The organism is Actinomadura rudentiformis (assembly GCF_008923185.1).
GTDB classification, from domain to species: domain Bacteria; phylum Actinomycetota; class Actinomycetes; order Streptosporangiales; family Streptosporangiaceae; genus Spirillospora; species Spirillospora rudentiformis.
Map to the genome: position 1 here is coordinate 257,884 of NZ_WBMT01000018.1, position 20,869 is coordinate 278,752.

Genomic DNA, 20,869 nt, shown 5'->3' on the forward strand with positions numbered 1-20,869 from the left:
TGAGCGAGCTTCTCCGCGTCACCGGTCGTCAGCGTGTCCAGAACCGTCCTCCAGTTCTCGTCCAGCGGTTCCAGCGGTGACGGAAACCTTCGTCTCGGGTGGGCACCCTCCGTCGCGGATCGTCGCGGCCACGTCGCGCAATGTCCCGTCAAGGAGTTTCGTCAGGTCGGGCGCGGTTCGCAGGAGCGCCTGGCACTCGTCGCGTAGCCGGAACGTGAGGATCGAGTGGCCGCCGAGCTCGACGAACGTGTCCAGGACGCTGATCGGCGACCGCCCCAGGACCCGCCGGTAGATCTCGACGAGGGTGGCTTCCAGCTCGTCGGCGGGGGGCACGACCGTACGCTCGGGCTCGGTCGACGCCTGCCAGATCCTGATCAGCTCGTTGTGGTCCAGCTTTCCGTTCACCGTCGCCGGAAGACGGTCCACGGGCACGACCTGCGCGGGCCGCATCTGGCGGGGCAGTCCGGCCGCGAGTTCGAGGAGCGCCGCGGGGTCCAGGTCGGCGGTGGTGCGCCCGCCGGCGGGGACGACGAAGGCGAGCAGGCGGGGCGGCGACCCGTGGGCGATCACCGCGCAGTCGCCGACCGCGGGGTGAGCGGCCAGCACCGCCTCGACCTCACCGGGTTCGATCCGCAGGCCACGGATCTTGACCTGCCGGTCGATCCGGCCGAGGTGCTCCAGCGCGCCGTCCTCGCGAAGCCGACAGAGGTCACCGGTGCGGTACATCCGCGACCCCGGCGGCCCGTGGGGATCCGCGACGAACCGCTCCGCGGTCCTGCCCGGCTGCCGCCAGTAGCCGTCCGCCAGGCCGACAACACCGCTGATGTACACCTCCCCGGGCGTGCCGACCGGGACAAGATCGAGGTTGGTGTCCAGGACGGTTGCCCGGAAGTTGTCCGCGGGACGGCCGACCGGAACGACGACGCCGTCCCAGCCGGGCTCGATGACGTTGTCGGTGACCGAACCGGCCTCGGTGGGACCGAAGGCGTTGACGAGGGTGCTGCCGGGCAGCGCGGCGTGGAAGGCCGCCGGGATCCGCGGGCTCATCGACTCGCCGCCGCACACCAACCACCGCAGCGCGTGGGCCCCGACCCGAGACATCTCGTCCAGGAAAGCCGGCACCAGCGTCGTCACCAGGAAGATCATCGACACGTCGTGGTCCCGGATGAGTCCGGCGAGGTGCCGCGGATCGCGCTCGCCGCCGGGCCGGCAGATCACCAACCGCGCCCCATGGTAGAGCGGCCAGAAGATCTCCCAGATGTGCACGTCGAACCCGGCGTAGGTCTTGTACAGGGCCGTATCGCCGAGATGGAACGGGTACTGGCGCTGCATCCAGAAGACGTTGGCCAGGGTGCCGGCCGTGCGGGAGGCCACGCCCTTGGGGCGGCCGGTCGTCCCCGACGTGTAGAGGATGTGGACCGGCTCGGAGACCACGCCACCCGGGCCGCCGTCGAGATCCGGATTCGTCGCGGGCCGGCCGGACCATGTGCGCTCCGCCTGGACGTCGTGGATCTCCCACGCGCCGCCGGGCAGGCGAGCGCGGCAGGCCGGATCGGTCAGCACGTGGTTTGGCGCCGAGTCCGCCAGCATCAGGGCGATGCGCTGGTCCGGCAGGTCGGCGTCCAGGGGAACGTAAGTGGCGCCGGTCTTGGCCGCGGCGTAGAACGCGACAACCTGGTGGATGCCGCGCTGGAGGAAGACGCCTATCCGAGCACCCGGGCGGGCACCGCGCTCGCGCAGGTGGTGGGCCAGCCGGTTCGCGCGCTCGTTCAGCTCCCGGTAGCTGACCGTGTCCCCGTTCTCGTCCTGCAACGCGACCGAATCCGGGGTTCGCTCCGCCTGCGCCTGGAACGGTTCGGCCATCGTGCGGTATCGGATATCCGGGTTGCGCTGTGGGTTGAGGCCGTGCAGGATCCGCTCACGTTCCTCGGCGCCGACCAGCGGATGGTCGAGCATCGGCCGATCGGGTTCGTTCGCCATGCTGGTCAGCAGTTGCAGGAAGGAGCGCGCCCAGGCCTGCGCGGTGGGCAGGTCGGACGAGTCCGTCATGGTCTCGACGTACAGCTGCCGGCCGGCCGAGACGAACAGGATCGTCACGGCGACCGGTTCGTCGTCGCCCCCCGGTCTGGGCACGATGGTGCACCGCGGCCGGCGGGCCTGCCGGAGCGCCTCGCGGAAGTTCAGGGACAGGTCCGGGGCGCCGGTCGCCTCAACGATCGCCTCGACCGGCCCCCGGGTGACCCGGATGCGGCAATGGGTGCCGGGGCGTGGCAGCCGCTCGGCCAGTACACCGGCGCAGAGGGACAGCGGGTCGAAGTCGTCCACGCCGGCCGCCCGAGCGAGGGTGTGCAGGGTTTCCAGCACGCCGTCCGGTAGGGCGATCGGTCCGATGCAATCCGTTGTGGACAGATACCCGCTCACTGCGCGCTTCCTTCGAGGAGTCCGCAGGCGTAGAACCCCGGCGCCAGGGACTGCGCCATATACGTCTGTCCGGGCTGAATGCCGAACCGCTCGTGGTAATCGGCCAGGTTGATCATCCAATCGGCGTTTCCACAGTGTCCGTAGGCGGCGAGCGTGTCGGCGAAGTGCAGGGTGTCCGGGCGCAGACCGACGGATGTCGCGTTGAATAGCGTCAGCGGCTTGTGCAGGTTGGCCGCGAACACCTTGGATATCTTTGCCTGCTGCCGGCCACCGGCCCGGAGCACCGCGGACAGCGTCCGTTCGGCGACATCCTGGCGCGAGACGAACGTGTCGCGGCCGCGCAATCCCTCCGGGTCGATCTTTATCCCGGACGAGACCAGCCGCACGAGTCCCGGCCGGCGGGCCAGCAGGCAGCTCGCGGCCGCGTCACCGAATATCGCGTAGGGGAGCACCCGGTCGCGGTCGTGCGGCATGAAGTCCACGGCGACGACCACCACGTGGGTCGCCTCCGGATCGGCCAACAGCCGCTGACCGTGCCGAAGCGCGGTCAGCGAGCTGCAGCACCGCTGATAGGACATGACATGAGGGACGCAGTCGTCCATTCCCAAGGCGAGTAGCACTCGGCCCGCGAAGTCGGACGGCAACAGAGCCAAGGTCGGGTCGCTGGTCGCGAACACAAGGTGATCGATGTCCGCGGCGGCGACGCCGGCGTCCCGGAGGGTTCGGCGCACGGCGTCCACGACATAGTCTTCGACCGGCCCGGACATTTTCCGGTATGTCGTACATCCCATCTCACGGAAGTCGGTGCCGAACGACACGGTCTCCCAGAGGGCGCCGAAATCAGGGATTTTCTCCGGCTCGCATTCCACATCGCCGAAGGCGCACGCGAACGAGCCGATGCCGACGTCTTCGTGATCCGACATCATGGTTCCCTTCGATCGGCCGAGGGTCGGGAATAGCCGGGCCCGGCGAGGTGGCGACGTCAGGACCGAGCCGGTTCGACGCCGATCGCATCGATCTCGCGGAGTACGGAGACAATGCCGTCGATGTCGTTGAGCCGGGGGACCCATTCCGGGCGGACTGTGATGGTGCCGTCCGTGTACTTCTCGATGTAGTTCATCAGCACGATGATCATGTTGAGCGAGCTGATGCCCAGTTCCTGCCGCGACCGCGCCCGGACGACCTGCTCGTAGGTGAGACCGTCGCCGAAAGGTTGAGTCGCGAGGATCTCGGCGAACCTCTGCCGGTAGTCGTCAGTGGCCATCGGACTCGACCTTCGGGAAGGGGAAGCCGTTGAGGTTCTCCCGGTACATCCGGTTGTGCCCGTACTTGTCCTCACCGGACACCATGACGCATCCGTGGTAGTCGAGGTCGATCGCGTCGCCGAACCCGCTGAGACGGTTGATGTGCTCGTAGACCCGCACGGACGGCGATACGTAACGCGACGCCAACCCCACGCGCCTGGTGGCACTCGTGTTGGGGTGCGAGCCGTGGACGCACTTGGCCAGGAAGATGACGAACTGGCCGGGCTTCAACTCCATGTCGACGATCTCGTGACTGTTCGGATCCCAGTCCTTGTCAAGCTTGAGCTCCGCGTAGTCGTAGCCGAAGAAGTCGTGGGCCTTGTTCTCGACGTTGTACGTCATCGGCTTCGTCTCGTCGTAGTACCACTGTTTGTGGCTGCCGGGCAGGAAGCGTAGGCAGCCGTGCTCCTTGTCCGCCTCGGAGAAGGCCGTCCAGACGGTTAGCTCCTGCGTGGCGGCCGTGGACTCCTCGGTGTAGCGCAGCGAGGGATACGAGACGGTTTCCGCCTCGTTGTACACAGTGAATGCCTCGACCTGGTGCCAGCCCGTTCCCGAGTCGCCGGGCTCCTTCTCGAAGATGTGCGTCTTCCAGCACATGATGTCGTCATCCATGAGGCTGCGGAGCTTGTGGACGATCGTCGGGTGGGCGATATGCCGGGACAGCGCTTCACAGTCGAGATGGCGGTCGTAGTTGATGATGGTCGAGTCGTGCGGCTTGTTCTCGGACGTGACCATATCGATCATGGCCTGGCTCCAGACCAGCGGAGCCTCTTCCTCGGAGTAGAGGTCGAAGGGGCCGATGAACCCGTTCTCCGTGAAGAACTGGACTTGTTCGGCCGTCAGACCCTGGGTCACCTTTTGGACAGCGCTTTCAGCCACCGTGATTCCCTCCTCGTAATGACCGTGATCGCTGGTCGGACGTGTCTGACGTCAGCCGCCACGTTGAACACACCGTAGGGTTCCGCCGGCTGGGGCGTCTTGTCACCGGAACCAGGGTCGGGCCGCCCCCGGGATGGATGCCGTGCGCGTCACCGGGCGGCGTCATGCAATCTCCTGATGAGCGACACGGTCTCCGATTGTTTGGGCAACCGGGTGTTTCGGCTCTCGGCGGCAGGTCGGCCGAGCAGCGCAGCCCGGGTGAGTTCCGCCTTGTTGCCACCGCCGAGCTTGACCCGGATGCGCTTGACATAGGTGTCGACCGTATGCGAGCTGATGCCCAACCGGGTGGCGATCTGACCGTGGGTCAGGCCACGGGAGATGTGCCGCAGCACCTGCTCCTCGCGCTTGGACAGGTGGTAGCCCGATGTGTCGGCGTGCAGCGCGGTGGGCTCGCCACCGGACTCGGCCGGCCAGACGCGGCTTCCGGACGTCACCGCCCGGATCGCGCCGATGATGACCTCGCAGGACTCCAGTTTGCTCACGACCCCCGACGCTCCGGCCCGCATGTACATCTCGGCCTCGATGCAGTCCGAGTTGCTGAGGACCAGGACCGGCACGCTCTTGGCCACCTCGGTGATATGCTCCAGGTCGTCGGGTAGCCGAAGCGCGTCAACGTCGATCAAAGCTGCATTCGCGAGGCAGGACGCGTCCACTGTGGGCGAGGTCCGCATGGCGACGACCTTGATGCCGGCCTTAGTCAGCGTGTGGACCAGGCCGATGAGGAAGATGGGTGAATTGACGAGAATGTCGGTTCGGACCATTTTTCGCCCCCGTCTTGGATTCTGTCCCTAACCGGCGACTGGATCTCTGCGCCGGTCGCTGCCGTCGCAACCGCCGCCAGCCGTCGTCTTGGTCGGTCAGCAACTTAACTCCTTCTTACGTCGTCCATGGCGGCCGAACACAGCCACCCCCGCACCGACGAATGCAGCGAGTTGATCAACGATACGTGCCGACGCTAGCATTGGGAATCAGTCGAACGCTTGTCGCTGCTTTCGGGGACCAGTCAAAGCGAAAGCGCATGGTGCCACGGCGTTGGCGGCGGCCTGAACGAACGGTAGGCTCCCGGCCAGGCGTGATCGCACCGTGACACATCCCGGGGGCGAAACTGATGAGCAGCCTTGAGTTCGAAACTCGACAGAACGCCACCCCCGTCGCCGTGGCCGAACGGGAGGCGCTGCTGGCGAACCTGGGCTTCGGGCGGACCTTCACCGACCACATGGTGTCGATCAGCTATTCCGACGGCAAGGGCTGGTACGACGCCCGACTCGAGCCCTATGCCCCGCTGCGGATGGACCCGGCCACCGCGGTGCTGCACTACGCCCAGTCAGTCTTCGAGGGGCTGAAGGCCTACCGCGCGCCCGACGGCGGGGTCGTGATGTTCCGGCCCGACGCCAACGCCGCGCGGTTCGTCAGGTCCGCCGAGCGCATGGCGATGCCGCCGCTGCCGCCGGAGCTGTTCCTTCATTCCCTGCGAGTTCTCATCGAGCAGGACCGGGATTGGGTTCCGGGCAGCGGGGAGTCCAGCCTCTACCTGCGGCCGATCCAGTACGCCTCTGAGGTGTACCTGGGGGTGCGGCCGGCGTTGGAGTACCAGTTCCTGGTGCTGGCCTCGCCGGTCGGGGCGGTCTTCGCCGGTGGGGCCAAGCCGTGCTCGATCTGGCTGGCGCGGGAGTACAACCGGTCGGGCCCCGGCGGCACTGGTGCAGCCAAATGCGGGGGCAACTACGCCTCCAGTCTGCTGGCCCAGGCCGAGGCCATGCGGCACGGCTGCGAGCAGGTGGTCTTCCTCGACGCCACGGAGCACCGGCACTTCGAGGAGCTCGGCGGCATGAATGTCTTCTTCGTTCTCGGGGACACGCTGGTCACCCCGCCTCTGACGGACACGATCCTGCCGGGTATCACCCGGGACTCGGTCATCACCCTGGCCCGGCGCCGCGGGCTCACCGTCGAGGAGCGGTCGTACTCGATCGACGAGTTCCGGTCCGACGCCGCGAGCGGTGCGCTGACGGAGATGTTCGCCTGCGGTACGGCGGCGGTGATCACGCCGATCGCCCGGCTGCTGTCCGCTGATGGCGAGATCGTCGTGGGTGACGGTGGGTCGGGGCGGGTGACGACGTCGCTGCGCTCCACCCTGCTGGATATCCAGTACGGCCGTGCCGAGGACGAGTTCGGCTGGGTCCAACGCATCGTCTGACCCCACGCCGCCGGCGACGGGCAGGTGGGGAGTTTCCGGGCGGCGGGGATACCGTGGCCGGGGGTGGTACGCAGCAGCCAGGTGGGGTTGCCGACGATGGCGCCGGCTCCGTCGCGCACCACTGGCCGGAAGTACTTTCCCTCACTCGGCCAGAGGCCGAGGTTCCATTTCCCGCCGGTCATGTTGCTGACCTTGATGGAGCGCACGGAGGTGGCCGGCTTGGTGTCGCTGGCGTAGTCAACGGCGCCGATGACCAGCTCGACCAGCCCGGCGGCGGGCAGGCCGGAGCCGACGACCATGACCGGGACGGTCTGCGCGGATGTCAGCAGCACGCCGCCCATCGCGCTGACGCCGTTGACCGTGACGTCCAGTGTTCCCTGGAAGCCCTTGGGGTTGACGAACCACGCCCGTCCGGCGCGCAGGGCGGTCAGCAGGTCGGCCTCGGCGGTGGACGAGGCCCACACCGAGGTGCAGTAGTTCGGCTTCGTCTCCATCCAGTCCTTGCCGGAGTGGTCGTCGGTCACTCCCGTGCCGGTGTAGAAGATGGCGTTGCGGGCCGAGAAATCGAGTACCTGCAGCAGGGAGGCCAGCGGCTGCCCGCAGCCGGTCTCGACGATGTCGCAGCCCAGTCCCTTCTCGGTGACCAGCAGCTTGGCCAGGGCCTCCGGGGTGTTGACGTCCCCCTCCAGCGGGTGGTTGTAGCACACCTGCCGTACGAGGGAGATCTCCAGCGAGGACTTCTGCCGTATGCCGGGAAAGCGGAGGCGTTGGCGTCCATGATCTCCTGGCGGAGGGCCAGAGCGTCCTGGCCGGCCCGCCGGGCGCGGTGGATGCGCAGGCGGTCCACGACCACCGTGGCCCGGGCCCCGTTCCGGCTGCGGGCGCCGATACGGAGGTTGTACAGCGCGTTGTCGCGAGCGTTGAGGTCCGGCCAGAGCGCGGCGATGTCGTCCACGGGCTTGAGGGTGAGCCGCTTCCACGCGCCGGTGGCCAGCGGTAGCTTGACGGTCCCGACCAGGCCATTGGCCGAGCGCGACGGCTGGCTCACGCCGCCCACGCGGTAGAGCAGCGTGTACTGGCCGGCCGCGCGCCCGTGGCCGGGTGGTGCGAGAGGTGATCTCGACGGCGAGCTCGGCGTCCACGCTGACCTCCTGTGCGAGAACGTCCAGGTCGAGCGAGGTGTTGCCGAGATTGGTACCGCAGGCCGAGCCGAGACGCCAGCCGCGCGGCAAGCGGCAGGTCACGATCGGAGAACGCCAAGGTGCCGGCCGGGGTGCCGGGCCGGGAGCGCGGCGGCGCCGGCCGTCTCGTCGGTGACGTCAATGAGCTCGCCAACCGCTGCCAGCAGCTCGGCCAGGCCGTCCGGCAGGTCTCCGACGGGTGCGGCAAACAGCAGTTTGTAGTCCCCGGCATCGGCGGCAAGCTCGATCGGCGTGGCGCCCCCGGCCGTGTAGACCGCGACCACTGGGCTGGTCATGTGCGGGCGAGCGGGGGACCGGTGTGGTCCCGCCGCGGGGGCAGCGATCGGTAGATCTGCTCCAGGCCACCCAGGGCGCCGCCGAGCCGGGGCAGGGCCGCGTACACCGGGTCGCGGCGCAGGATCGCGTCGACCTCGCGCAGCCGCCACATCGGCGTCCGGGGGAACAGGTGGTGGACCAGGTGGAAGCCCTCGCCGTCCTTCTCACCCAGCAGGAACCGGGTGCCCAGTCCGTAGACCCGGTTCCAGGACATGTAGATGTCGATCCGGGGGGACGTCTCGATGAGCGGAAAGTGCTCCATCAGCTCCGCCAACGCGCCGATCCACACCTGCGTGGTGACGAGCGGCACGAACCAGAGCAGCAGCAACCAGGGCCACCAGCCGCCCAGGACGGCCCAGGCGAGCACCGCCGCCAGCAGGGTCACCCGGAGCACCCGCTCGGCCGGGCGCTCGCCGCCTGTCATGATGCGGTGCCGCAGCAGGTAGAGCACGTACGAGGCGGTCGCCCGAGGCGTTATGACGCGCCACAGGTACCGGCGCAGCGCCCGGCGGCTCAGGTCGTCCCCGCACAGCCCGTTGTCCCGGTACTGACGGTAGTCCGGGTCCCGCTCCGGGTCACCCAGTCGGCCGTGGTGCTCGCCGAGATGTGAGGCCCGGTAGCCGGTGTAGCTCTGCAGCACGGGGTATCCGCCGAGGACCGCCCCGATCACGCTGCCGACCCGATGGTTGGCCATGAACGCCCGGTGCGTGGCCATGTGCAGCATGCCGGCGATGCCCCGCTGCCGGCCACCGATGAAGAATATCGCCACGATGTACACCGGCACCCCCAGCCACCAGGGGGTGTGCCGCCACGCAAGCACCGACGCCGCGCACCAGACGGCGATCCAGGTCCAATGCTCGACGGCCTCCAGCGGGCCGTGCCAGCTGTCCGGTCGGGACACCTCCCGGACCGCGGCGAGGATTTCCGGCGCGAAGCGGTACCGCTCGGCGAGATCCGAATCGGCCACGGTCCTTCCTCCTTAGCTCATTGGTGTCCAACTGAGGCGTTTCCCCAGTTAGACATCCGGGTCAGGATGTCGGCAACCAGCTCGGCCTCCCGGGGCTGGAGGTAGAAGTGATCGCCGTCGAAGCGCCGCCAGGCGGCCGGGCCGGAGGTCAGCTCGCCCCAGGAGGCCAGCTGGGCCGGCACGTCGGCGGGACCGTCGCTGCCCGCGTAGGCGACGATCGGGCAACGCAGCCGCGCCGGATCGCGGCGGCGGTAGGACAGCACCGCCCGGACGTCGGCCAGCAGCGCCGGCAGCACGAGCTCGCGCAGCTCCGGGTGCTCGAACACCATCGGATCGGTCCAGCCGGACGCCCGGGCCTCCGCCTCGATGATCGCGTTGTCGAGCACCTCCCGGGGTGGCAGGAACCGGTGCGGGGCGAGCGTGCCGGAGACGAACAGGCCCGCCGGACCCGGCCCGGCGCCGGCCTCCAGTCGGGCCGCGACCTCGTAGGCGACCAGGCCGCCCATGCTGTGCCCGAACAGGTACAGCGGCCGGTCGGCGTAGGCGGCCAGCGCCGCAACGAGCGCGTCGGCGATCTCCTGGATGGACCGCGCGCAGGGCTCGGCCAGCCGGTCCTGCCGGCCGGGGTACTGCACGGCGATCAGCTCGATCCGGGCCGGCAGCCGGGCGGCCCAGGAAGCGTACGCGCTGGCGGTGCCGCCGGCGTGCGGCAGACAGACCAGACGGGTCGCCGGGCCGTGGCAGGGACGCGGCCGGCGCAGCCACCGCGCCGATGCCTCGAAGGTGCTCTCTGTCGAGGATGCGGTCATGAGGGGTCCCGTCGGTCGGTGGTCGGAGGCCAGAATCGACATGTGTTTCGCTGCGAGGGATGCGTGTGGGACGGTCTTGCGATGGATAGTGCCCCGGGCGACGCGCCGGCCGCGATCGGTGGCCGCCTCGACCCGGCGACCGTCCTCGCTGGCTACCGGCACGGCGTCTTCCCGATGCCGGCGGTATCCGCGGCCGAGGCCGAGGTGAACCACTTCCTGTACGAGGATTCGGTGGCGGCCGGGACGACCGCGGTGCTCGACTCGCCGCTCCCCGATCCGTTCGCGTTGACCTGGTGGTCACCGGACCCGCGCCCGGTCATCCCGTACGGGCGGCTCACCAAGCCACGCAGCCTGATGAAGCTGTTGCGCAACCGGCTGCGCTGGACCACCACCGCGAACCAGCGCTTCGACCGGGTGCTCGACGAGTGCCGCGCGAACCGCACCCCCGAGTGGCTCACCGACGAGCTGTGTGCGTGCATGGGGGAGCTGCACAAGCTGGGTTGGGCCCACAGCGTCGAGGTCTGGGACGGCGACGAGCTGGTAGGGGGCGCCGTCGGTATCGGCGTCGGCACGGTATTCACCCTGGACACCTGCTTCCACCGGCAGACCAACGCCTCGAAGGTGGCGCTGCTCGACATGGAGTGCCGGCTGGCCGGCACCGGCGTGACGCTGCTGGACGTCGAGTGGGACAGCGAGCAGAGCCGGCGGCTCAATGCCGGGCCAGTGCCGCGCCGGGAGTTCCTCGCCGCCCTGTCTCGCGGCGGTGATCCGGTCCCGCTGGCCGGCGGCGTGGAGGAGGTACGCCGCCTGGGCTTCCTGCGCACGCCCGCCGAGTGAGTCGTTGACCCCAAAACAGGTGAATCCCGTATGTCCGGCCGCAGGGTCAGGATGAATGAAGGCCGTGTCTTCGCTCGACGGCCGTGGCCGTGGCCGTGACAAAGAACGGGAGCTCTCCAGTGTCGGTCGACACCTCTCGATCCCCAGTTGAACCCCGATCGTCCACCGATGGCCAGCGGTCCGCCGAGCCGGTCCCGGCCCCGGACAACGCCGTCGTACGGCTGCTGATCTCCGCGGTCCGCGACGCCGACTCGCCGCGCTCCGCGGGCGTGGACATGGCTCACGCGAGATCGCTGGCGCAGACGGAAGCGAACCTGCCACCGATCGTGGTGCACCGCAGGACGATGCGGGTGATCGACGGGGCGCACCGGCTCACCGCCGCCCGGCTGCGCGGCGAGCGGGAGATCTCCGCGAAGCTGTTCGACGGCGACGACAACGAGGCGTTCCTGCTCGCCGTCCGGCTCAACGTGTCACACGGCATGCCCCTCTCGACGGCCGATCGGCGTGCAGCGGCCGTCCGGATCATCCGCGCCCAGCCGCGGATGTCGGACCGGGCCATCGCCCTCACCGCCGGTCTGGCGGCGAAGACCATCGGATCGCTGCGCCGCGAGATGGACGGCCCGCCGGTACAGGCGCGGATCGGCCGGGACGGCCGGGTCCGGCCGATCAACGGCGCGGCCGGGCGCAGGGTCGCGGCCGAGCTGATCGCCAGCCACCCGGACGCGACCCTGCGCCAGATCGCGAAGGAGGCCGGCATCTCCGTGGAGACCGCGCGGAGCGTCCGAGCGCGCCTGCGGGCCGGCGAGGACCCGGTACTGGACCGGCGGACCCGGCCGGACCGCGCCGACCGGGCGGAGGACCGGCAGATGACCGTGAAGCTTCCGGAGGCGGACCCCTCCGACGAGCTGCGGTCGCTGCTCAAGACCATGCAGCGCGATCCGTCGCTGCGCTACACCGAGTCCGGCCGGATGCTGCTGTGCTGGCTCGGTCCGCGGGTGCTGCTGACCGACGAGATTCCGCTCCCGCTGCGCCACATCCCGCCGCACTCCCGGATCAACCTCGGCGCGCTGGCGAGAGCCTGTGCGGCGGCCTGGATCCAGCTCGCCATGGGGCTCGAGGACGACCAGGCGAGCGGTCAGCACGGCTGATCACGTCCATCGCCAGTGCCCGGTGTCCGGTGGGACCCAGCCGGTCAGCGGGACCGCGTGCCGCTCGAGACGGCCAGCCGGATCCTCAGCCAGAGCCGCCGCAGATATGGCAGCGGCGTGCCGGCGTTCGCGTATGCCCCGAGAGGCAACCCGATCCTGTCCGGATGCACGCAGACCGGGATGCCCAACTCCGGAATGGTGCGAGCCCCCGTCTTCGGGTCGAAGCGGGTCGACGACTTCGGCCGGTTCTCGACGTCGAACGAGCCCACGCGGAACCGCCGAACCGGGCAAGCCCGGCATGGCCGGCGCGAGCCGCTCATCGCTCTTCGGCGTCGCTCAGGCGGCTGGCGAGGGCGGCCACCGTCGGCGCCTCGAAGAGGGCGCGCAGGGCGACCGTGCGCCCGACAACCTCGCTGAGCCGGGTGACGACGGTGACCGCCAGCAGCGAATGCCCGCCCAGTTCGAAGAAGTTGTCGCGCCGGCCGACCTGGGGCACGGCTAGCACCTCGGCCCAGATCGCGGCGATGTGCTCCTCCATCGGCGTGCTCGGCGACTCGTACTGGGCCGCCCCGGCCCACTCCGGCCCGTCGTACAGCTGCGGCAGCGACCGCCGGCTCAGCTTCCCGCTGGGCGTACGCGGCAGCTCGGTCACCGGCTGGTAGGCAGCCGGCACCATGTAGTCGGGCAGGCGGTCGGCGAGGAAGGCGCGGAGCTCGGCGGCGGTCGGCGGGGCGTCCGAGTCCGGCACGACATAGGCGACCAGGCGTACGTCGCCGGCGCCGTGGCGGTGGGCGGAGACGGCGCACTCCCGCACGCCCGGGCAGCCGGTGAGGACCGCCTCGATCTCGGCGACCTCCACCCGGAACCCGCGGATCTTGACCTGGTCGTCGAAGCGGCCGATGAACTCCAGTTGGCCGACGGCGTTCCAGCGGACTCGGTCGCCGGTGCGGTACATCCGGGCCCCAGTGCCGAACGGGTCGGGCAGGAACCGCTCCGCCGTCATCTCCGGGCGACCGAGGTAGCCGCGGGCCAGCGCGAGGCCGCCGACGAACAGCTCGCCGGCCACGCCGGGCGGCACCGGCCGCAGCTCGGCGTCGAGCACGTACGCTCGCACGTTGTCGAAGGGCCGGCCGATGGGTGGCAGCTCCGCCCACGTCGTCGGATCGGGGTCGAGCTGGTGGGAGGTGGCCAGGTGCACCTCGATTGGTCCGTACTGGTTGTACAGGGTGCAGGCGGGCATCTGTTCGAAGAAGGCTCGAATCGCCGGGGTGGCCTGGAGCTGCTCGCCCGCCGTGAGCACCGCACGCAGCGACCGCGGGATCCGGCCCAGGCGCACGGCCAGCTCGGCCAGCCCGCGCAGGGCCACGAACGGCATGAATATCCGCTCGATCCGCTGCTCGGAGATCACGTCGAGCAGCCGTTCGAAGTCGTGCCGGACCTCCTCGCTGACCAGGACGAGCGTGTCGCCGACCGACAGTGTGGTCACCATCTCCTGGTAGAAGATGTCGAAGCTGAGCGCGGCCCACTGCAGCGTGCGTCCGCGTCCGCCGGGGCCCTGGCGCCGCTGCCACTGCGCCTGGTTGTGCAGGGCCCGGTGTGACATGGCCACGCCCTTGGGCCGGCCGGTGGACCCCGAGGTGTAGAGCACCCAGGCGATGTTGGCCGGGTCGGCCAGGTTGGGCGGTCCGGTCGCGTCGCATGGTGTGCCGAACACGTCGAGCGCCAGCACCGGCTCCGGCTCGGCGGCCCTGTCCGGTCCGTTCCGATCGCGGATCAGCAGTCGCAGGGCCGCGTCCTCGGCGATCAGCTGCTGGCGGGCCATCGGGTAGGTCGGGTCGATCGGCACACAGGCTCCGCCGGCCTTGAGCACCGCCAGGTTGGCGACCACCATGTCCAACGATCGGTGCAGCGCGATGCCGACCCGTTCGTCGGGGCCGACGCCCAGCTCGCGCAGGTGCCGGGCCAGGGCGTTCGCTCGCTGGTCCAACTCGCGGTAGGTCAGCGCCCGGCCCTCGAACACCACCGCGGTGGCGTCCGGCGCGGCGGCGACCTGCCGCTCGATCACCTGGTGCAGGCAGCTGCCGTCGTCGAACCGGTTGGCGGTGTCGGTCCAGACCTCGAGGACCTCGTGCCGCTGCGCGGCGGACATCAGAGGCAGGTCGTCGATCGACACGTCGGGTGCGGCGACGACCGCGGTGAGGAGGTTGATCAGGTAGCCGGCCAGGCGCTGCACGGTGGAGCGATCGAACAGCGCGGTCCGGTACGCCATGCCGACGTACATGCCCCCCGCCTCGGTCTCCGAGACCGAGAGCGTGAGGTCGAACATCGCCTTCGGCTCGCCCGGCTCGATCTGCGTGACGGTCAGCCCGTCGAGGAGGTCGAACGGCTCTGCCGCCAGGTAGGTGAACAGCACCTGGAAAAGCGGATGTACCGCCAGGTCCCGCTGCGGCCGGAGCTCGGCCACCAGCCGGTCGAACGGCACGTGCCGGTGCTCCAGGGCCTCGACCAGCCGAGGCCGAAGGTGGCCGAGCAGCCCGGCGAAGGTCGGCTGCCCGGCCAGGTCGGCCCGCAGCACCACCGGGTTGACGAAGTGGCCGATGTTGGCGGCGACGTCGGGGTGCGCCCGCCCGTCGGCGATCATCCCGATGCTGACGTCGGTCTGCCCGCTCCACCGATACAGCAGCGTGTGAAACGCCGCGAGCAGCACCATGAACATCGTGGCGTCCTCGCGCCCGGCCAGCCGGCGCAGCCCGTCGGCCACCTCGGCGGGCACTGGCACCTCGACCATGCCACCGGCGAGGTCGGCGACCGCCGTCCGGGGCCGGTCCGTCGGCAGGTCGAAGACGTGCGGCGCGTCGGCCAGCCGCTCCTTCCAGTAGTCCAGGTGCCGCTTCGCCACGGCACCATCCCGGCCGTGCTGCCACAGTGCGTAGTCGGCGTACTGCATGGTCAGCTCGGGCAGCGGGGACGGGATCCCGGTCCGGTACGCCGCGTAGAGCGTGCGCAGCTCGTGGAAGAGGTGGGCGTACGAAGACCCGTCGATCACCAGGTGATAGGAGCGGAAAACCAGCACGTGCTCGGCCGGGCCGAAGCGGATCAGCTCGGTGCAGAAGTTGCGTGCCACGGAGATGTCGAACCGGTACTCCGCGTACATCCGCTTTCGGTCGTCCAACCACCGGTCCTGCTCGGCGACGGACAGGCCGGACACGTCCAGGAAGGTGAAGCGGGGGTCGCCGGCCGGCTCCACCACCTGTACCCCGATCCCGTCGCGCGCGGGAAACGCGGTCCGCAGGATCTCGTGTCGCCGCATGATCTCCGTGATCGCCGAACGCAGGGCCGCCACGTCCAGATCACCAGCGATGCGGTGCAGGGACGTCTGGTTGTACGCCGGCCCCAGCAGGCCCATCTGATCGAGGAACCACATGCCCTGCTGGTGCTCGGACAGCGGAATGCTGTCCGGCCGAGCCGCCGGCGCCGGGTCGGCGCGTATCGCGGAGATCAGCTCGTCGCGCCGCTCACGGAGCACCGCCAACCGCTCGCCGTCCAGTGCGCCGGCCGGCCGGTATCGCAGCCTGCCGTCCTGCAGCCACAGCTGGATGCCGGCCAAGCGCAGTTCCTCCAGGAGATCGGAAATCGCAAGCACGGGCTGTCCCTTCTCTGCGGGCGGCGCGGGGTCCGCTCAGCGCACGCTCAGCGGACGCAGGTCGGTCCAGTGCTGCTCGACGTATTCCAGACACGCCTGCCGGCTGTCCTCGCCGTACACGATCCGCCAACCGGCGGGTACCGCCCGGCGGCTCGGCCACAGCGAGTGCTGCTCCTCGTCGTTGACGAGCACCAGGAATCGGCCCTCCGGGTCGTCGAACGGGTTCATGGCATCGACTCCCTTTCCAGCAGTGGTGTGGCTGGCCGGGACTCGCGCTCCCGTGTCGCCCGCTTCGGGTAGACGAAGGGCAGCAGCAGGCCCGGCATCAACGTGGTGACCAACGCCATGACGACCATCAGCGAGTACAGCCGCTGGTCGAGCAGGCCGATTTGAAGGCCGACCGCCAGCACGATCAGCTCCGTGAGCCCGCGAGTGTTGATCAGCAGGGCGAGCCCGGCGCTGTGCCGGACGGACATCCGGTACAGCCGAGCGGTCCCGAAGACGCCGGCCATCTTGCCGCCGATGGCGACCAGCAGAATCAACGGCAGCAGGCCCGCCTCCCGCCAGTCCATCCCGGACAGGTTGACCGCGAAACCGGCGACCGCGAAGAACAGGGGCAGCAACACCACTCGGTCGATGCGCTCGATCCACGGCAGCACGTACGCGCGCAAGGCAGCCGCGCCCGTCCGGGGCATGACCGCACCGAGCAGGAAGGCACCGAAGATCTCGTGCAGCCCCATCCACGAGGTCGCCGCGCACGACAGCACCAGGGCTGCGGCGACCGCGATCGCCAGTCCGGCATCGAGGCTCACCCTGGCCCCCCGGCTCCGTACCCGGGTCCGGGGGGTGCGTTCCGCCAGCTTGGCCAGCAGCGGTCGCACCACCCCGACGAGGATCGCCACGAAGGGCAGGACCAGCAGCACCTGCCACGGCAGCGTGCTTCCGTGAGAGAGGGCGACCAGGACCGTGAGCATCGACCAGGCGAGGACGTCACCGACCGCGGCCGTAGCGAGCGCCAACCCGCCGATGGGAGTGTCGATCAGGTCGCGGTCGGTCAGGATCCGGGCCAGGACGGGGAACGCGGTGACCGACATCGCCGTACCGACGAAGAGGCAGAAGAGAACCGCGGCCCGGCCGGACCGGTCGCCGACGATGCCGATCGCGAACAGGGTGCCGAGCACGAACGGCACGATCATCGAGCCGAGCGACAGCGCGACGGCGATTCGGCCCTGCCCGCGCAGGCCGCCGTCGGCCAGGTGCAGCCCCACGAGGAACATGAAGACGCAGATCCCGACGGTGGACAGCATCGCGAGCGTCGGGCGGATGTCGGTCGGGAACAGCTCACGGGTGATCGCGCCGTGGAACAGGGTCGGACCGAGCAGGATGCCACCGACGATCTCGCCGATCACCTCCGGCTGCCCGAACCGCCGGCACAGGAGCCCGAGTAGCCGGGCCACCACAATGATCACGAGAATCGCGCGGACGAGCGTCGCGAGCGTACCGATGTCCACGCGTCCGGCTCCCATCCGCCCTCTGTTTGAGATGGATCGTAGGCCGCGCCACCCGGGGCATCGCAGTCACGTGAACCGGCGACGGGACAGCCCGGGGCCGCCGACGGCATCCTTCCGTTGGACGGCACGCGTGGTTGGACGGCACGCGTGGTCGGGAGGCACACATGGGAGGCACACATGACCGGCACGGATGTGGTCCAGGGCGAGGGCTTCGTCTGGCGCGCTCGGGAGCTTGACGGGCACCTGCCGTCCGTCTCGTACGGGGTGACGCTGGTGGGTAAGGCCACGGTCACCAACCCGTCGGGTGCGGGCCTCGCGCGTCACATCGCGGACGTGGCTGCCTACGGCGATTACGCGTTCCTCACGGTATACCGGCATCCGACGTGTGTGCGGACAGGCGCCTACGTCATGAACATCAGCGACCCGAAAGCGCCCTTCGAGGTCGAGAGCGCGTTCATCGAGACCACGAATGGCAACTACGTCGGCGAGGGTCCGTGCGTGATCGAGATCGCCAACGAGTACTTCAGTGGTGCGCTGTTCATCCACCCCCACGAACACTACATCCTGGCCGATGCACCCGATCCGACCGAGCCGCGCCAGCGGGGTGGCATCAACATCTGGGACGTTTCCGACCCAGAGAATGCCCAGCTCCTCGCCGCCCACGCCGGCGACTACACGGATTCGCACAATGAGCCGGCGGACCAGGCCCTGGCGGCGTACTACACCTGCGCCTGGACGGACAGCTCCACCAGCCGCACCTACGTCAGTTTCGTCACCGACAAGCCCACCACCGACATCGTCATCATGGAGATCACTGATCCCCGTAACCCGGTGATGGTCAACGCCCTTGACCTGAGGATTGCACCGTTCCATGTGACCGGAGACCCTTCGAAGGGCCTCATCTCGGTGTTCGGGCACGCCGTCGACGTACGCCGGGTCGGCGACCGGTACGTCATGACCGCGACTTACTGGGACGGCGGGTACGTGCTGCTCGACGTCACCGACCCGACGCCGGGCAACGTCTCGCTGATTGCCCGGACCGAGTACGCCGAAATCGACGAGGAGCGTGCCAAGCGCGGGCAACAGATCTGGCCGGAGGGCAACGCCAACCATCACGACCTCTCGCCCGACGCCGAGTATCTGGTGGGCGCCGATGAGAACATCGAAGCCTATCGCCTTTTCGGCACGATCACATCGGGCCCGCACGCCGGCACCGAGTACATCGCGGCCTGGAGCTCGGGTTCGGCACCGGTCAATGCCGACCACCCCATCTCTGGTACGCCCACCTTTGTCGGCTCCGGCTGCCCCGGCACTGTGCCGCCCGGGCGCGGGATCGCGCTCATCGAGCGTGACGCCTCGATCCTGACCGGCGGGTCGGCCCCGGGATGCGCGTTCCAGGAGAAGCTGGATGCCATCACCGCGGCCGGCTACAGCGCTGGCATCATCTTCAACCACCAGGGGCCGGACGCTATGCAGCAGTTCCCCACGGCGGCCAGGGGAACGATCCCGCTGATGTTCGTCAACCGCCTGACGGGTCTGCGGCTTCTCGGTGTGCCTGGCGTAACCGAGGAGACCGCCGGCACCACCCCGACACCGGCCAATCCAGTGGCCTGCGCGACCGATGTCAAGTCGGAGTTCGTCGGCTGGGGCTACCTCCGGCTGTTCAAGACGGACATCCCGCGCAGCGGCACCGGCTCGGTCACCCAGATCGACACGTACGCCATCCCCGAGTCACAGGACCCGAGGTACGGCACCGGCTTCGGCGACTTCTCGGCGTCGCACGTGGCAATCGACCCCGATCGCCGGCTGGTGTACGCGACCTTCTTCGCGGGTGGCCTCCGGGTGCTGAGCTACGGCAGCGATGGCCTGCGGGAGGTCGGCGCCTTCCGCGAGCCCGGCATCGACTTCTGGGGCGTCAAAATCCACAAGGTCGGTGAAAAGAACTACGTCCTGGTCTCCGACCGGAACTTCGGCCTCTACATCTTCGACTTCTGATCACGCGCTGAGTGGCATCATTCAAATCTGAGGAGCCCGGGGTGTCCAATCCGACCATGAGGTCGTCTGATCTCGTATTCGCCGCTGGTGCCAAGAGGCCGACCAAGGCTGATGTGGTGATCATCGGCAACGGCGCGCTCGGCATGTTTCTTGCTGACGAGTTGGTCGAGCGCCAGGTCGGATCAGTGGTGGTAGTGGGTCCGAGTCATCGCGACACGGGCGCCAGCCAGGCCGCCGGTGCGATGCTCGGCTGTTTCGGTGAGACCACGACCGAATCGCTGCGGACCAACGCCGCGCGGACGAGGTTCGAGCTCGGCATATCCGCCCATGACAAATGGCCCGAGACGCTGCGGCGGCTCGATGAGTTCGCGCCATCCGACCGGCCACTGCAGACAACGACGGAATCGCACATCATCTTGAACTCCGTCGGAGCCGAACTGGATACGGTGAACTTTGCCGCGATAATCGACGCCCTCGACCAGTACGACAAGCCGTGGAAGGAGATCGACCCGACCGACATCCCCGGTTACAACCCCCGGCCGGAGTCGCGCGCATTGCGTGCCATTCATCTGCCGACGGAGGGAGCCGTGGATGCTCGCGGGGTGCTGGCGTCGCTGGAACGCCGACTGCGGCATGGCGGAGCGATCCTTCTCGATCAGACGGTACGGAGGCTGGTCGGCAGCGACGAGGAGGTGACCGCGGTCGAGCTGGACGACGGCCATCTCATCGAAGCCGGCACTGTCGTCGTGGCCGCCGGCATCCACAGTGAGTCGCTGGTGCGAACCGTGTTCGACGTGCCCGATCTGATGCCGACCTTTCCGGGGCTCGGCTTCGCGATGATCGCCAAGCGGACGGGGGGTGAACCGTTCACCAGCGTGGTTCGGACGCCGAATCGCGGTTTTGCCTGCGGACTGCACGTGGTGCCGCAAGGCGGCGGGCTGGAGTACTACGGCGCGACCAACCGCTTGGTGCACACCATCTCCAGTGTCACCTGGATGGCCGACGTCCGCTTCTTGGCCCAGTACTCAATGCAACAGCTCGACGAGCGGGCAGCCACCCACGAGGTCACGAAATGGTGCAGCGGCAACCGCCCCGTCACGCTCGACGGATTCCCGTTGGTCGGCTGGATGCCACTCTCGGGCCTGTATCTGATGACGGGCACCTACCGTGACGGCTTCCACTGTGCGCCCCTGCTGGCCGAGCACGTCGCCAATGAACTGCAAGGAAAGTCCGGAATCATCGACTCGATTTTCCAGCCGATACGCAAGCCAGTGGCGACCAGGACCGTCGAATCTTCGATCGATGAATATGTCACACACAGCCTTGCCGCCTGGTTCGAGACCGGCGCGCAGGCCGCACCACAGATGACGACCTCGCAGCTCACCGACTACTACCGGAACATGGCCGTGCAGACCTATGAACAACTCGGCGTCGATTACGCCCTGGGCCCCGACATTCTCTGGTACGCACAGGGGAACCTGCATGGTGCACGTCGTGTCGCGCGCTATCTGCGTACCTTCAAGGGCGATGGCGACGTGGACCAACCGACTGGAGCCACAACCGGCACCGGGGGGACGCGGTAGC

General features: G+C 68.9%; 18 protein-coding genes. 6 read left to right on the forward strand and 12 right to left on the reverse strand.

Annotated elements, in window-relative coordinates; all coding sequences use genetic code 11:
• Positions 1 to 18: 18 nt before the first annotated feature.
• The 5 genes from F8566_RS34250 to F8566_RS34270 all read right to left on the reverse strand — a co-directional run bounded on the left by F8566_RS34250 (position 19) and on the right by F8566_RS34270 (position 5,425).
• Positions 19 to 2,421: a non-ribosomal peptide synthetase gene (locus F8566_RS34250; RefSeq protein WP_225993754.1), complete on the reverse strand. Its 2,403-nt coding sequence runs from the start codon at positions 2,419 to 2,421 to the stop codon at positions 19 to 21.
• Entirely contained in the window at positions 2,418 to 3,347 is a 930-nt protein-coding gene (locus F8566_RS34255; RefSeq protein ID WP_192810004.1) for a beta-ketoacyl-[acyl-carrier-protein] synthase family protein, read from the reverse strand. Before F8566_RS34255 ends, F8566_RS34250 begins: the two co-directional genes overlap by 4 nt.
• 56 nt (positions 3,348 to 3,403) lie before the next feature.
• On the reverse strand, positions 3,404 to 3,685 hold the full coding sequence (locus F8566_RS34260) for a hypothetical protein (RefSeq protein WP_151566000.1): 282 nt from the start codon (positions 3,683 to 3,685) through the stop codon (positions 3,404 to 3,406).
• Positions 3,675 to 4,604 (reverse strand): chlorinating enzyme, encoded by a 930-nt coding sequence (locus F8566_RS34265; protein WP_192810005.1) that lies wholly within the window; start codon positions 4,602 to 4,604, stop codon positions 3,675 to 3,677. Before F8566_RS34265 ends, F8566_RS34260 begins: the two co-directional genes overlap by 11 nt.
• Positions 4,605 to 4,753: 149 nt before the next feature.
• Positions 4,754 to 5,425 (reverse strand): helix-turn-helix transcriptional regulator, encoded by a 672-nt coding sequence (locus tag F8566_RS34270; protein ID WP_151566002.1) that lies wholly within the window; start codon positions 5,423 to 5,425, stop codon positions 4,754 to 4,756.
• 347 nt (positions 5,426 to 5,772) lie between these two features.
• Between F8566_RS34270 and F8566_RS34275 the strand changes: the two genes are divergently transcribed.
• On the forward strand, positions 5,773 to 6,858 hold the full coding sequence (locus F8566_RS34275; protein WP_151566003.1) for a branched-chain amino acid aminotransferase: 1,086 nt from the start codon (positions 5,773 to 5,775) through the stop codon (positions 6,856 to 6,858).
• Between the two features lie 249 nt (positions 6,859 to 7,107).
• Positions 7,108 to 7,335 carry a hypothetical protein gene (locus F8566_RS34280; RefSeq protein ID WP_151566004.1) on the forward strand — a complete coding sequence of 76 codons (228 nt, stop codon included), beginning with the start codon at positions 7,108 to 7,110 and terminating at the stop codon, positions 7,333 to 7,335.
• A gap of 763 nt (positions 7,336 to 8,098) precedes the next feature.
• Here F8566_RS34280 and F8566_RS34285 read toward each other — a convergent pair.
• Genes F8566_RS34285 through F8566_RS34295 form a run of 3 tightly spaced genes read right to left on the reverse strand, consistent with a single transcriptional unit; the run spans position 8,099 to position 10,151 of the window.
• Positions 8,099 to 8,335 carry a hypothetical protein gene (locus F8566_RS34285; RefSeq protein WP_151566005.1) on the reverse strand — a complete coding sequence of 79 codons (237 nt, stop codon included), beginning with the start codon at positions 8,333 to 8,335 and terminating at the stop codon, positions 8,099 to 8,101.
• Positions 8,332 to 9,342, reverse strand: coding sequence for a fatty acid desaturase (locus tag F8566_RS34290; protein ID WP_225993755.1), 1,011 nt, complete (start codon positions 9,340 to 9,342; stop codon positions 8,332 to 8,334). Before F8566_RS34290 ends, F8566_RS34285 begins: the two co-directional genes overlap by 4 nt.
• 17 nt (positions 9,343 to 9,359) lie before the next feature.
• Positions 9,360 to 10,151 (reverse strand): thioesterase II family protein, encoded by a 792-nt coding sequence (locus tag F8566_RS34295; RefSeq protein WP_151566006.1) that lies wholly within the window; start codon positions 10,149 to 10,151, stop codon positions 9,360 to 9,362.
• An 81-nt stretch (positions 10,152 to 10,232) separates the two neighbouring features.
• Between F8566_RS34295 and F8566_RS34300 the strand changes: the two genes are divergently transcribed.
• Both F8566_RS34300 and F8566_RS34305 read left to right on the forward strand, forming a co-directional pair.
• Positions 10,233 to 10,988, forward strand: coding sequence for a leucyl/phenylalanyl-tRNA--protein transferase (locus tag F8566_RS34300; protein ID WP_151566007.1), 756 nt, complete (start codon positions 10,233 to 10,235; stop codon positions 10,986 to 10,988).
• Between the two features lie 119 nt (positions 10,989 to 11,107).
• Positions 11,108 to 12,136: a ParB/RepB/Spo0J family partition protein gene (locus F8566_RS34305; protein ID WP_225993756.1), complete on the forward strand. Its 1,029-nt coding sequence runs from the start codon at positions 11,108 to 11,110 to the stop codon at positions 12,134 to 12,136.
• 44 nt (positions 12,137 to 12,180) lie between these two features.
• On the opposite strand, the gene F8566_RS34310 is transcribed toward F8566_RS34305, so the two are convergent.
• The 4 genes from F8566_RS34310 to F8566_RS34325 are packed head-to-tail and all read right to left on the reverse strand — an operon-like array spanning position 12,181 to position 17,290.
• Positions 12,181 to 12,405, reverse strand: coding sequence for a hypothetical protein (locus F8566_RS34310; RefSeq protein WP_151566008.1), 225 nt, complete (start codon positions 12,403 to 12,405; stop codon positions 12,181 to 12,183).
• A gap of 47 nt (positions 12,406 to 12,452) precedes the next feature.
• Entirely contained in the window at positions 12,453 to 15,779 is a 3,327-nt protein-coding gene (locus tag F8566_RS34315) for a non-ribosomal peptide synthetase (RefSeq protein WP_151566009.1), read from the reverse strand.
• 36 nt (positions 15,780 to 15,815) lie between these two features.
• Positions 15,816 to 16,007, reverse strand: coding sequence for an MbtH family protein (locus F8566_RS34320; protein ID WP_151566010.1), 192 nt, complete (start codon positions 16,005 to 16,007; stop codon positions 15,816 to 15,818).
• Entirely contained in the window at positions 16,004 to 17,290 is a 1,287-nt protein-coding gene (locus F8566_RS34325) for a cation:proton antiporter domain-containing protein (protein ID WP_225993757.1), read from the reverse strand. Before F8566_RS34325 ends, F8566_RS34320 begins: the two co-directional genes overlap by 4 nt.
• A 177-nt stretch (positions 17,291 to 17,467) precedes the next feature.
• Here F8566_RS34325 and F8566_RS34330 point away from each other — a divergent pair, with 177 nt between their 5' ends.
• Both F8566_RS34330 and F8566_RS34335 read left to right on the forward strand, forming a co-directional pair.
• Positions 17,468 to 19,285, forward strand: coding sequence for a protease-associated domain-containing protein (locus F8566_RS34330; protein WP_151566012.1), 1,818 nt, complete (start codon positions 17,468 to 17,470; stop codon positions 19,283 to 19,285).
• A gap of 41 nt (positions 19,286 to 19,326) precedes the next feature.
• On the forward strand, positions 19,327 to 20,868 hold the full coding sequence (locus tag F8566_RS34335; RefSeq protein WP_151566013.1) for an NAD(P)/FAD-dependent oxidoreductase: 1,542 nt from the start codon (positions 19,327 to 19,329) through the stop codon (positions 20,866 to 20,868).
• The last annotated feature ends 1 nt before the right edge of the window (position 20,869 follow it).